We start from the raw sequence: 13,408 nt of genomic DNA on the forward strand, positions 1-13,408 counted from the left end.
GCTGCCAAAGTTCCCATCAGCCATCGCATCAAGAAATGCGCCTGGAACGACGACTATCTCATCAATGCCATCACTCATATGCGATAGCCCTGCCCAGGAGGGGGAGATCAGCAGCTTCGCCGCCGAGCGGTCCAGCCTCCCCGCTTGTTGGTTGTAACGAAACCTTCATCGTTTCGAAATGTGCCTGAAACATTGAAGCTGGAGCTTGGCGGCGACGTTCAATGCCATCCAGGAGACAGCCATGAACAAGATTTCGATGACACGGCGCGCTTTCGTCACGTCGGCCAGCGCCGTTGGCCTGGTCGGCGCCTCGGGCCTCGCCCTTCCCTATTACTCGCGCGCCAATCAGCGCCCGGCTTTTACCCACGGTATCCAGTCCGGCGACGTCGACGCGACCAGCGGCATGGTCTGGACGCGCACGGATCGGCCGTCGCGCGTCATGTTCGAAGTGTCGTCGACCGAAAGTTTCGCCAATGCCGTCCGCCTGGCGCCGCTCGATACCTCGCCGGCCAGCGATTACACAGTGAAGCGGCTGCTCACCGATCTCGCCTCCGACCAGGACATCTTCTACCGCATGGTCGCGGCCGATCTTGCCGACATCAACGCCGTTTCGGAGCCGATCATCGGCCGCTTCCGCACGGCGCCTGCCTCGAAGCGCGACATTCGTTTCGCCTGGTCGGGCGACACCGCCGGCCAAGGCTGGGGCATCGACGACACCGGCATGAAGACCTATGCCACGATTGCGAAGCACACGCCCGACTTCTTCCTGCATTCGGGCGATACGATCTATGCCGATGGCGCGATGAAGGACGAGGTCGACCTGCCCAATGGCAGCAAGTGGAAAAACACAGTGCTGATCGACGAAAAGCGCAAGGTTGCCGAGACGCTGGACGAATACCGGGCGCAGTGGAAATACAACATGATGGACAGGCATGTGCTGGCGCTCAGCGCCATCTGCCCGACCTTCTATCAGTGGGACGACCACGAGGTGCTGAACAACTGGTCGGACTCGAAGGACCTGAGCGCCGACGATCGCTACACTGAAAAATCCATCCATGTGCTGGCGGCACGTGCGGCGCGCGCCTTCCACGAAATGACGACGATCCGTTACGAGCCGTCGGAGCCCGGTCGCGTCTACCGCAAGATCGCCTATGGTCCGCTGCTCGACGTGTTCTTCCTCGACATGCGTTCCTACCGCGGCCCCAACGGTCCGGATATGCAGGAGACGATGACGCCGCAATCGCGCATCCTCGGGGAACAGCAGATCAAGTGGCTGAAGCGTGAACTGGCGAATTCCAACGCAACCTGGAAAATCATCGCCGCCGACATGCCGCTCGGCCTCGTCGTCTGGAACGACGGCACCAAGAAGGTAGGGGCCGAGGCGGTCAGCAATGGCGACAATGGCCCGGCCAAGGGGCGTGAGCTGGAAATTGCCGACCTTCTTCGCTATATAAAGAATGCGGGTATCAGCAACACTGTCTGGCTCACCGCAGACGTGCATTACACAGCCGCCCATTACTACAATCCGGACAAGGCGCAGTTCCAGGACTTCAACCCGTTCTGGGAATTCGTTTCGGGTCCGATCCATTCCGGCACGTTCGGGCCTAATGGTTTCGACATGACATTCGGCCCGGAGCTGAAGTTCATAAAGGCACCAACTGCCGAACAAGGTCAAAACCTGCCGCCGTCGGCCGGCCTGCAGTTCTTTGGGCTCGTCGACATCGATGGCGCCACCGAGCAGTTGACGGTGCGGCTGATGGATCGCGACGACAGCGAACTCTACAAGGTCACGCTCGATCCGGTGCGGTCGGCGTGAGCGACTGCGCCACTACCCTCGGGCTAGCCCGAGGGTAGGACGTGTATCAATCGGGATAGCAAACGACGGGAATGTTGGGCCAGACGGCGCTGTCGCATCCAGCGTTTTGCTGCCTTTGCTTGAAGGCGGCGCTGACTGGCCCGGTCACAACCGGGTCGACGCCATCGGGAGCATCGGCAAAAAGCTGCTCGGCCGAAGGCGTGTCGGATTGCAGGGCAGGCCGCGTCTCCTTGAACGACGCCGCCGACTGCGCCGCGCCTGCCGCGAGGAGGACGGCGAGTGCGCTACATGCCAAAATCGGCCGGAGTCTGATGCCTGCGTCCATCATGAAATTCGAACTGCCCGGACCATGAAAGGTTCCGCCTTGTTTAATAATTCCACTTCACACCAAGACATTTAAGATTTGGTGACTTTATTTGGTGGCTCGCCTCCTCTTTCGCAATTGCGAAAAACCCTGTATGAGCCGCCCAACCGAAAGAGGCAGCGCCTTTTGGCCTGCTGCCTGCAACGCTCCCGAGACCAAAACATGAAAATCCGCAATATCGCGATCATCGCGCACGTCGACCATGGAAAAACCACCCTCGTCGACCAGCTTCTGAAACAGTCCGGCTCGTTCCGCGACAACCAGCGCGTCGCCGAGCGCGCCATGGATTCGAACGATCTCGAAAAAGAACGTGGCATCACCATCCTGGCCAAGGCGACCTCTGTCGACTGGAAGGATACCCGCATCAACATCGTCGACACGCCCGGCCACGCCGACTTCGGCGGCGAGGTCGAGCGCATCCTGTCGATGGTGGATTCGGCCATCGTGCTGGTCGACGCCGCCGAGGGGCCGATGCCGCAGACCAAATTCGTCGTCGGCAAGGCGCTCAAGGTCGGACTGAAGCCTATCGTCGTCATCAACAAGATCGACCGGCCGGATGCCCGCCACGTCGAAGTGGTCAACGAGGTGTTCGACCTGTTTGCGGCGCTTGACGCGACCGACGAGCAGCTCGACTTCCCGATCCTTTACGGTTCAGGCCGCGACGGCTGGGTCTCGGAAAACCCCGAAGGTCCGAAGGACCAGGCTCTGGCGCCGCTGTTCGACCTCGTCATAAAGCACGTACCGGCGCCGACAGTTCATCCCGGCCCGTTCCGCATGATCGGCACCATTCTGGAAGCCAATCCGTTCCTCGGCCGCATCATCACCGGCCGTATCGAATCCGGCACGCTGAAATCCAACCAGGCAGTCAAGGTGCTGCACCATGACGGCACCCAGGTCGAAACCGGCCGCATCTCGAAGATTCTCGCTTTTCGCGGGCTCGAGCGCCAGCCCATCGACGAAGCGCAGGCAGGCGACATCGTCGCCATCGCCGGCTTGTCGAAAGGCACCGTCGCCGACACGTTCTGCGACCTGTCGGTGACCGAGCCGCTGCACGCGCAGCCTATCGACCCGCCGACGGTGACGATGTCGTTCCTGGTCAACGATTCACCGCTGGCCGGCACCGAAGGCGACAAGGTGACCAGCCGCGTCATCCGCGACCGCCTGCTGCGCGAGGCCGAAGGCAATGTCGCGCTGAAGATCGAAGAATCGCCGGACAAGGATTCGTTCTTCGTCTCCGGACGCGGCGAATTGCAGCTGGCCGTGCTGATCGAGACGATGCGCCGCGAAGGTTTTGAGATCGCCGTGTCGCGGCCGCGCGTCGTCATGCAGAAGGGCGAGAACGGCGAATTGCTGGAGCCGGTCGAGGAAGTCGTCATCGACGTTGACGAGGAGCATGCCGGCGTCGTCGTGCAAAAGATGTCGGAGCGCAAGGCCGAGATGGTCGAGCTGCGCCCTTCGGGCGGCAATCGCCAGCGCATCGTCTTCCACGCGCCGACGCGCGGCCTGATCGGCTACCAGTCGGAGTTGCTCACCGATACGCGCGGCACCGCCGTGATGAACCGGCTGTTCCATGCCTATGAGCCTTACAAGGGCGAATTGCCCGGCCGCACCAACGGCGTGCTGATCTCCAACGAACAGGGTGAATCGGTGGCTTATGCCATGTGGAACCTGGAAGATCGCGGCCCGATGGTCATCGACCCAGGCGTCAAGGTCTATCAGGGCATGATCATCGGTATCCATTCCAGGGACAACGACCTCGAAGTTAATGTGCTCAAGGGCAAGAAGCTGACCAACATCCGCGCCGCCGGCAAGGACGAGGCGGTGAAACTGACGCCGCCGATCCGCATGACGCTGGAACGCGCGCTGGCCTGGATCCAGGACGACGAGCTGGTCGAAGTAACGCCGAAGACCATCCGCCTGCGCAAGCTCTATCTCGACCCGAACGAGCGCAAGCGTTTTGAGAAGTCGGCGAAAGTGGTCGGCGCGGCATAAGCCACTTTTCTCAGCAATTATGAGGGAGGGAGCACGTGCGTGCTTCCTCCCTTTATCTTATCCGCCGGCAGCCGCGATAATGCCGTCCCGGTCTGGTTCGCCAGACAGGTGGATGCGGATCGCCGTTTCCGCCCGGGCTGGCCTGCGCAAGGCTTTGGCCCCGTCCGGACCAACCACCAGCAATCGCTTCTCTTCCCAAACCTGTAGCCGCGAGCGCGGGACACCGAGTTCGCTGGCCAGCAACCGGTCGAGCCGCAAGGCTGTCGGCATTTCGAGGCCGAGCTGAAGTTCGAGAGCGCTGGTATTTTCCGGCCTGTCCCCGAGCACCTGCTTATGAACGATGGCTTCAGGAAACTCCTCAACGCGCCCGATCCTGCTTCGCAATGCGGCAACATCGAAAGCATGGCGCCGCGCCAGGACCGGATCGTTGCTTTCGAGCGCCTGCAATATTGCCGGTTCGATATCGCGGCGGCTGCAGCGCTCCAGAATGCCGAAATTCCAGGAATTGTCGCAGTCGATGCAGCGGTAGATCAACCAGGCGTCAATGCGTTTGCCATTGGCGTTGACGCGGAATTTGCCGCTGTAGCGATAGGCTTTCAGGCCGCCGCAGCGATTGCAGTTGAGGTGAGGTCGAGGTGCGGTTTTGGGCGCGATCGCCCAGCGGATACGCAGTATCGAAGGCATGCCGAAAAGCCCTTCCCGTCGGGAAGTTCGTCAGATCGGCGATGTCGAGATACCCATGCGGGCACGGCGTGGCGAGAGACTGCGGCAGTTGAAATCAGGTGTCGCGGGTGGCTATGCGCGACAGCGGTTCAGCAGTGCCAAACCGGTCTCGAACCGCCACCCTGAAGAACAGATCATGTGAAAACAGGCACCGCGACTGCGACGCCCTGCTCTGTGCTGGGGGAGTTGACGAGACCGGCGGTTACGTAGGCAAAATGAAGCTCGAAATGATGTCGGGACGATATTTCTAGCCGCGAGGCGCCTGGCCGACAAGCCTTGTTTCGGTGGACGCTACCGTCGCCGGAACAGTTGGGTTATGTTGAACGATCCAAAAATTTCAAACGAGATCCGCGTCATGCATTTCACATCGCTGCTGATTTTTGCCGGCGCCCTGCTTGTTGCCGCCGGCTCGCCCGGCCCATCGATCGCCGCTCTTGTGGCGCGGGTCATCGCAAAGGGGTTTCGCGACGTGTTTCCGTTCCTGGTTGCCATGTGGATCGGCGAAGCGATCTGGCTGTCACTGGCGGTGTTCGGCCTCGCCGTGGTGGCGCAGACGTTCCACTTTGCCTTTGTCGTCGTGAAATGGGTTGGCGTCGTCTATCTCGCCTGGCTTGCCTGGAAGATGTGGACGGCACCGGTCGAGGCCAAGGAAGGCACGCTGCCGCGCGAAGATTCGCCCGTCAGACTGTTCTTTGCCGGCATGGCGGTGACGCTCGGCAACCCCAAGATCATGATGTTCTATCTGGCGCTGCTGCCGACCATCATCGATCTCGGTTCAGTCAGCGTGATCGGCTGGGTCGAGCTGACGGCGACCATGGCCGTGGTCCTGGTCGCCATCGATTTGACATGGGTGCTCGCCGCATCGCAGGCGCGCAAGCTCTTGAGGAGCAAGCGGGCGATGAAGATCGCCAACCGCGTCAGCGCCGGTACCATGGCCGGCGCTGCGGCGGCGATCGCCGCGCGGTCCTGAGCCGGCGCGTCAACCCATTTCGATTATCGGCGCAATCTCGACGCTGAAACCCGGGTCCGTCAGGATAGGACAATCCTTGGCTTTGCCGACGGCATCGTCGATGTCTTTCGCTTCGATGATGGTGTAACCGGCGGTCGGATTGCTGCCGCCATTGTTCTCGACCTTGCCGCCGGGCAGCAGGGTCTTCGACATGCCGACTGGATTGCCACCGTCGACCACGGCGGAGCCAAGCTTGCCGTACCAGCCGTTCCAGGCATCCATCGCTGCCTTCCGTTCGGCCTCCTCGGTCGGCATCTTGCCCGAGCCGTGATAGACGTAGAGAAATTTCGCCATGTTCTCCTCCTTTGATCGGCGGCATCGAACCGGCATGCGGTCATGCCGCATGCCGATCATCGGACCAAACCGGCAAACAAGCAACGAGAATGCGAAGTAGCTAATATAATGTGCGGTTGGATCCCACCATCGGCGCCCTATCGCGCCATCGCGTGGTATTCATCGTTCGGCCGCATATCGATCGCCGATGCCAGCCGGTTCGACATGTTGAAGAACGCCGCGGTCGAGGCGACGTCCCAGATGTCGCGGTCGGAAAAGCCGACTTGCCGCAGCGCCGCCCGGTCCGCTTCGACGATCTTTGCCGGCTGTTCGGTCAGCTTCACCGCGAATTCGAGCATGGCGCGTTGCCTGTCCGACAGCTTGGCGGCGCGAAAATTCATCACCATCATCTCGCCCAAGGCCGGGTCGCCGGAAAGCTGGCGGACCGCCGCGCCATGCGCGACCAGGCAATAGTAGCAATGGTTGACCGACGAGACGGCCACCGCGATCATCTCGCGCTCGAGTTTCGACAGACCGGATTCACCCAGCATCAAATCATTGTACATGTCGGTGAAAGCCCGCAACTTCTTCTCGTCGAACGCGTAGGCGAATAGCACATTGGGGACGAGGCCGAGTTTCTCCTGGCATTTGGCGAAATAGGCCTTGGTCGCTTCGCTCAGCTCCGCCGGTGCGAGGTCAAGCGCGGTAATTTTGTCCATCATCATGGCGGATTTCTCCTCGTTTTTCGCCAGGCTGCCGGTGAATTCCGACATTTCGTCGCAAGCCGTCAAACCTTTGTCGCCAAATACCCGTCATCTGCTACCATAGTTGTAAAAACATGACGGGAGGGAATTAGCTCATGGCCGGCCTGAAATCCGCAAGCCAGTTGAAAAAGATGAGCGCGGCCAAGGGTAGCGAAAAGCCCGGCAGGCTTGCCGACTACTTGCTGGCCCGAGCTCCGGCCGAAGATGTCGCCGCCTACGACGTCATCGATCTCGAACGTGCTGCCGAACTCGCCGGCCGCGCCGTGGCCAGGCACAAGAAGGACGACTGCGTCGTTGCCATAGACGTCGATTCCGGTGTCGTCCGCCAGGGCCGGCCGATGACGGTGATCACCGTCGTCAACGACAACATGCCGTTCCTGTTCGATTCCGTCCTCGGCGAGATTACAGAAAGCGCCGGCGAGCCGCTGCTGGTTACCCATCCGGTCATCGTCGTCAGGCACGGCAAGAACGGCGTCGAGGAAATCCTCGGCGATGGCGGTTATGCCAAGGGCGACCACAGCCATGACCGGCTGAGCGTCATCCATGTCCATATCGGCCGCCTTTCGGCCGAGCAGGCCGAAGGCTTGGCCGCACGCCTGACGAAGCTGCTCGGCCAGGTACGCGCCGCCGTCATCGACTGGAAGCCGATGCTTGCCCGCCTCGACCAGGCGATCTCGGAATTCCGCTACTCGCCGGTGCCGCTCGACAAGGCCCATGTCACCGAGGCGATCGCCTTCCTCGAATGGCTGCGCGACGACAATTTCACCTTTCTCGGCATGCGCGAATTCAACTACACCGGCGGTGAGACGAGCGGCATGCTCGAGCGCGCCGAAAAGCCCGGCCTCGGCATCCTTTCCGATCCCGACGTGCTGGTGCTCAGGCGCGGCACCGAAGCGGTGAGCACGACGCCGGAAATCCGCGCCTTCCTGCATGGGCCGGAACCGCTGATCGTCACCAAGGCCAACGCCAAGTCATCGGTGCACCGCCGCATCTACCTCGACTACATCGGCATCAAGACCTACACCGGCAAAGGCGTGCTTTCAGGCGAGCTCCGCATCGTCGGCCTGTTCACCTCGACTGCCTATACGCGCTCGGTGATGAAAATCCCTTATCTGCGCTCGAAGGCGGAAACCGTCATTGCCAAATCCGGCTTCAATCCAAGCGACCATTCCGGCAAAGCTTTGATCAACGTGCTGGAGAGCTATCCGCGCGACGAGCTGTTCCAGGTTCCGGTGCCGATCCTGCGCAAGCATGCCGAAGCCATCCTGGGCTTGATCGAGCGGCCGCGCGTCAGGGCATTGGTGCGTGTCGACCAGTTCGACCGCTTCGTCTCCGTGCTCGTCTTCGTGCCGCGCGACCGCTACGACAGCGTCGTGCGCGAGAAGATCGGCACCTATCTGAAGACCGTCTTCGAAGGCCGGCTGTCGGCCTATTATCCGGCCTTCCCGGAAGGCGGGCTCGCGCGCGTCCATTTCATCATCGGCCGCTCCGGCGGCAAGACGCCGAAGGTCGAGCAGGCGACGATCGAGGCGGCGATCCGCGACATCGTACGGACCTGGGACGATGCACTGCGCGAGACCGCGACCGAGACCGGCGCCGATGCGAGACTCACGGCCATCGCCTCGCGTTTTTCGGAAAGTTATCGCGACAGTTTTCCGCCGGGCGTGGCGCTGGCCGACGCCGGGCGCATCGCCAAGCTCGATGCGTCAAATCCGATCGCCATCGACTATTACCGTCACGCCGCCCAGAAGCCGCATCAGGCGGCGCTGAAGATCTACCACCATGGCAGCCCGGTGGCGCTGTCGCGGCGCGTGCCCGTACTGGAAAACATCGGTTTCCGCGTCATCAGCGAGCGCACTTTCGAGGTCGGCGACAATCAATCCGGCATGATCAATGGTGATCAGCCCGGCATGGTCTTCATCCACGACATGGAACTCGAGAACAGCTACGGCACGCCGATCGACCTCGGCAATGGCGGCGCGCTGTTCGAGGATGCGTTCCTTTCCGTCTGGCGCGGCGATGTCGACAATGACGGCTATAACGGCCTTGCCCAGACCGCCGGCCTGTGGTCGGGCGAGATCACCGTCCTGCGCGCCTATGGCCGCTATCTGCAGCAGGCCGGTATCCCGCAGAGCCAGGATTTCATCGCCGCCGCACTCAACCGTTATCCCGAGATCGCCCGCGGCCTGCATGCGCTGTTCGTCGCCCGGCTCGGCCCGACGGCTGAAACGGAAGGCGTCGTCCAGGCCAAACATCTGAAGGCCAAGATCACGGATGCGCTGGAAGACGTTCCCAACATCGACGACGACACCATCATCCGCCGTTATCTGAACCTGATCGAAGCCTCGCTGCGCAGCAATCATTTCGTTGCCGATACGAAAGAGAAAGGCCAATCGCTGGCGATCAAGCTCGATTCGCAATCGGTCGACGGGCTGCCGGCGCCGCGGCCATGGCGGGAGATCTTCGTCTACGGCTCCGAGGTCGAGGGTGTGCATCTGCGCTTCGGCCCGGTCGCGCGCGGCGGCCTGCGCTGGTCGGACCGTGCGCAGGACTATCGCACCGAGGTGCTCGGCCTGGTCAAGGCACAGCAGGTCAAGAATGCGGTGATCGTGCCGGTTGGCGCCAAGGGCGGCTTCTACCCGAAAAAGCTGCCGATGAGCGCCGGGCGCGACGCCATTTTCGAGGCCGGCACGGCCGCCTACAAGAATTACGTCTCCAGCCTGTTGTCGATCACCGACAATATCGGGCTGGACGGCGTCATCCCGCCAGCCGGCGTGGTGCGGCGCGACCAGGACGATCCGTATTTCGTCGTCGCCGCCGACAAGGGCACGGCGACCTTCTCGGACACCGCCAACGCCATCAGCGAAAAGCACGGCTTCTGGCTCGATGACGCTTTCGCAAGCGGCGGTTCGGCCGGATACGACCACAAGAAGATGGGCATCACCGCGAAGGGCGCCTGGGAAGCGGTCAAGCGCCATTTCCGCGAGATGAACCGCGACATCCAAACCACGCCGTTCACTGTCGTCGGCGTCGGCGACATGTCGGGCGACGTGTTCGGCAACGGCATGCTGCTGTCGGAGCAGACCCGGCTGATAGCCGCCTTCGATCATCGCGACATCTTCATCGATCCCGATCCCGACATGGCGGCTTCGATGGCCGAGCGCCGGCGTATGTTCGCTCTCGCCCGTTCAAGCTGGCAGGATTACGACAAGACGAAGCTGTCCGAAGGTGGCATAATCGTCTCGCGCAGCCAGAAGTCGATCACCTTGCCGGCGGCCGCGGCTGCAGCGATCGGCCTCGGCAAGACAACGGCCACGCCGGTCGAGATCATGAGTGCCATCCTCAAGGCGCCGGCGGACCTTTTGTGGTTCGGCGGCATAGGCACCTATGTCAGGGCATCGGGCGAGACCAACCAGGATGTCGGCGACCGTGCCAATGACGCGATCCGGATCACCGCACTCGACCTGCGTGCCAAAGTCATCGGTGAGGGCGCCAATCTCGGCGTCACGCAGCGGGCGCGCATCGAATTCGGATTGAATGGCGGCCGCTGCAACTCAGATGCGATCGACAATTCGGGCGGCGTGAACTGCTCCGACGTTGAGGTCAACATCAAGATCGCGCTGGCTTCCGCCATGCGCAAGGGATCGTTGACCCGGACAGCGCGCAACAGATTGCTGGCCGAGATGACCGATGAGGTCAGCGCCCTGGTGCTGTCCAACAATTACCAGCAGACGCTGGCGCTGTCCCTTGCCCGTAAGCGCGGCCTCGCCGACATCGCCCATCAGAGCCGCTTCATGGCGGCGCTGGAGGCGCGCGGACTACTGGACCGTGCCGTCGAGACGCTGCCGTCGCCGGCGGCCCTTGCCGAGCGCGAGACGCGCGGCGAGCCGCTGACCCGGGCTGAGCTCGGCGTGCTGCTTGCCTATGCCAAGATCGTGCTGTTTTCCGATATCGTCGCCAGCGATGTACCGGACGATCCGCATTTCGACCGCGACCTGATGGGCTACTTTCCCGACCGCATGGCAAAGAAATATGCTGCGGAAATCCACCGCCATCGCCTCCGCCGCGAGATCATCGCCCGTGTCGTCGCCAATGATCTGGTCAATCGCGGCGGCCCGTCCTTCGTCAACCGGCTGCAGGAAGCGACTGGGCGCAGTGCGGCCGATGTCGTGCGCACCTTCGCTGTGGTGCGGGACGGCTTTGCGCTGCCGGCGCTCTATCGCCAGATCGACGCGCTCGACAACCAGATCGACGGGCAGATCCAGCTCGATCTCTATCAGGCCGTCAGCCGGCTGATCTTTGTGACCAGCGGCTGGTACCTGAAGAACGATGCCGGCACTGCACCGCTCGGGCAGCGGATTGCCGAGTTGCAGGATGCGCGCAAGGCGCTGGAGCCGAAGCTCGTTTCGCTGTTGCCGGCCTTCTCGCGCGAGCGGATCGAGGAACGGCGGCACAGCCTGTCGAAGGGCGGCGCGCCCGAGAGCCTTGCCGAGCAACTGGCGTTGACCGATGTGGCGGAACTCATCCCCGACATTGCGCTGACAGCGCGGACGTCAAATGCCGGCATCGTCGCTGCCGCCAAGGCGTTTTTTGCAGTCAGCGATGTCTTCCGCATCCCGCGCGTCGAAGATGCGGCGCGCTCGATCACGCCCTCGGATTATTACGATCAACTGGCGCTTTCCCGCGCCACCGACACGATCGGCGCGGCCAGGCGCGGCATCGCCGTGGCGGCACTCACCAGTCATGCCGAGGCGGCGGATCCAGTGACGGCATGGTTGGAGGCCGGCGGCGAACGGGTCGGACGCATCCGCGAGCGGCTGCAGGCTCTGACCGAGGGCGGCGACATCACCGTGTCGCGGCTGTCGGTGGCGTCCGGCCTGATGAGCGATCTGACGGGGCTGTGAGACGTCTTCCACATCGCGCGGGATTGCCGGGAAGAACTGCGCTATAGAGCGAATGGCGCGCTGCCTTGGGGGCCCAAAAGTGACGATCGGCTTTTGGACAAGATCGTGCTCAACAAGAAGACGGAGCGTCATTCCGATTCGATCGGCAGGGAGCAAGCTCCAGCGGAGGGGACATGGCTGAGATGGCAGTGCAGCGGGCATCGGGACGCGGCATCTGGGGATGGATGCTGTTCGACTGGGCGGCACAGCCGTTTTTCACGGTCGTCACCACCTTTATCTTCGGTCCTTATTTCGTCTCGCGCATGGCCAGCAATCCGGAGACCGGACAAGCGGCCTGGGGCTACGGCATTGCCGCCGCCGGCCTCGTCATTGCCGTTTTGTCGCCGGTCCTCGGCTCGATCGCCGATCAGACCGGACCACGCAAACCGTGGATAGCCTTCTTCGCAGCGGTCAAGATCACCTGCCTCACCCTGCTGTGGTTCGCCGCGCCCGGCTCTAATCTTTTTCTGGTCGTGGCGTTGTTCTCGCTGGCGTCGGTCGCGGCGGAATTCTCGACCGTGTTCAATGATTCGATGATGCCGCGCCTGGTGCCGAAGAGCGACATCGGCAGGATCTCGAACATGGCCTGGGGGCTCGGCTATCTCGGCGGCATGATCGCGCTGATCTTCGTCGTTACCGTCATGGCCGGCTCGCCTGAAACCGGCAAGACCGTCGTTGGGCTCGACCCGATCTTCGGCCTCGATCCCAGGCTAGGCGAGGACGCGCGCGCCACCGGACCGTTGTCGGCGGCCTGGTATTTCCTGTTCATCCTGCCGATGTTCTTCTTCACGCCTGATGCGATCAAAGGCATTCCAATCGGGCCGGCGGTGCGCGAGGGACTATCGGAACTGAAGTCGACGCTGGCCGAAGTGCGCAAGCGTAGCGGCATTTTTCGCTTTCTCGTCGCCCGCATGATCTATCAGGACGGCGTCAACGCACTGCTGGCGCTGGGCGGAACGTTTGCGGCGGCAATGTTCCATTGGTCGATTACCGAGATCGGCCTGTTCGGCATCATCCTCAACGTCGTTGCCATCGTCGGCTGCCTGGTTGCCGCACGCCTCGACACAGCACTGGGTTCCAAGACCATAGTGATGATTTCGCTTGTCATGCTGAGCATCGCCACGATCGGCATCGTCTCGACCGGCCCGGGCTATACGCTGTTCGGTGCCTGGGTGATGCCCGGACTGGACGGCGGGGGATTGTTCGGCACGGCGGCGGAAAAAGCCTACATTTTCTACGGCCTGCTGATCGGGCTTGCCTTTGGGCCGGTGCAGGCATCGTCGCGCTCCTACATGGCGCGCAGCGTCACCGCAGCCGAATCGGGCCGCTATTTCGGCATCTATGCGCTGGCCGGTCGGGCAACGAGTTTTGCTGCACCCTTCATGGTGGCCACGATCACCCTGGCCAGCGGCTCGGCGCGGCTCGGCATGGCGGCGATCGTGCTGTTCCTCGGCGCCGGCATGGCGATCCTGATCGGCACGCCCTATCCGGCGGATCGGCCGGCGGAGTGAGCTGCTCTTCCCT

General features: G+C 62.4%; 9 protein-coding genes. 5 read left to right on the forward strand and 4 right to left on the reverse strand.

Features of this window, described 5'->3' with window-relative positions:
- Positions 1–241: 241 nt before the first annotated feature.
- Positions 242–1,816, forward strand: coding sequence for an alkaline phosphatase D family protein (locus tag NKJ40_RS07855; protein ID WP_352465597.1), 1,575 nt, complete (start codon positions 242–244; stop codon positions 1,814–1,816).
- Positions 1,817–1,862: 46 nt separating this feature from the next.
- On the opposite strand, the gene NKJ40_RS07860 is transcribed toward NKJ40_RS07855, so the two are convergent.
- On the reverse strand, positions 1,863–2,144 hold the full coding sequence (locus NKJ40_RS07860; RefSeq protein WP_352465598.1) for a hypothetical protein: 282 nt from the start codon (positions 2,142–2,144) through the stop codon (positions 1,863–1,865).
- Between the two features lie 198 nt (positions 2,145–2,342).
- Between NKJ40_RS07860 and typA the strand changes: the two genes are divergently transcribed.
- A complete protein-coding gene (gene typA / locus NKJ40_RS07865; RefSeq protein ID WP_352465599.1) occupies positions 2,343–4,172 on the forward strand; it encodes a translational GTPase TypA in 1,830 nt (609 codons plus the stop codon).
- A gap of 57 nt (positions 4,173–4,229) precedes the next feature.
- Here typA and NKJ40_RS07870 read toward each other — a convergent pair whose 3' ends face one another.
- Positions 4,230–4,856: a DUF1062 domain-containing protein gene (locus tag NKJ40_RS07870; RefSeq protein WP_352465600.1), complete on the reverse strand. Its 627-nt coding sequence runs from the start codon at positions 4,854–4,856 to the stop codon at positions 4,230–4,232.
- Positions 4,857–5,250: 394 nt separating this feature from the next.
- Here NKJ40_RS07870 and NKJ40_RS07875 point away from each other — a divergent pair, with 394 nt between their 5' ends.
- The gene (locus tag NKJ40_RS07875; RefSeq protein ID WP_292664324.1) at positions 5,251–5,865 is read left to right on the forward strand and encodes a LysE family translocator; all 615 of its coding nucleotides are present in this window, start codon (positions 5,251–5,253) and stop codon (positions 5,863–5,865) included.
- 9 nt (positions 5,866–5,874) lie between these two features.
- Here NKJ40_RS07875 and NKJ40_RS07880 read toward each other — a convergent pair whose 3' ends face one another.
- Positions 5,875–6,198, reverse strand: a complete 324-nt coding sequence (locus NKJ40_RS07880) for a YciI family protein (protein WP_023678126.1) — start codon at positions 6,196–6,198, stop codon at positions 5,875–5,877.
- Positions 6,199–6,335: 137 nt separating this feature from the next.
- Entirely contained in the window at positions 6,336–6,899 is a 564-nt protein-coding gene (locus NKJ40_RS07885; protein ID WP_352465782.1) for a peroxidase-related enzyme, read from the reverse strand.
- A 137-nt stretch (positions 6,900–7,036) separates the two neighbouring features.
- Here NKJ40_RS07885 and NKJ40_RS07890 point away from each other — a divergent pair, with 137 nt between their 5' ends.
- Together NKJ40_RS07890 and NKJ40_RS07895 are read left to right on the forward strand one after the other, a co-directional pair.
- Positions 7,037–11,845, forward strand: a complete 4,809-nt coding sequence (locus NKJ40_RS07890) for an NAD-glutamate dehydrogenase (RefSeq protein ID WP_352465601.1) — start codon at positions 7,037–7,039, stop codon at positions 11,843–11,845.
- 173 nt (positions 11,846–12,018) lie between these two features.
- Positions 12,019–13,395 carry an MFS transporter gene (locus NKJ40_RS07895; protein WP_352465602.1) on the forward strand — a complete coding sequence of 459 codons (1,377 nt, stop codon included), beginning with the start codon at positions 12,019–12,021 and terminating at the stop codon, positions 13,393–13,395.
- The last annotated feature ends 13 nt before the right edge of the window (positions 13,396–13,408 follow it).

The sequence above is a fragment of the Mesorhizobium sp. M0119 genome, assembly GCF_040322615.1.
GTDB lineage: Bacteria > Pseudomonadota > Alphaproteobacteria > Rhizobiales > Rhizobiaceae > Mesorhizobium.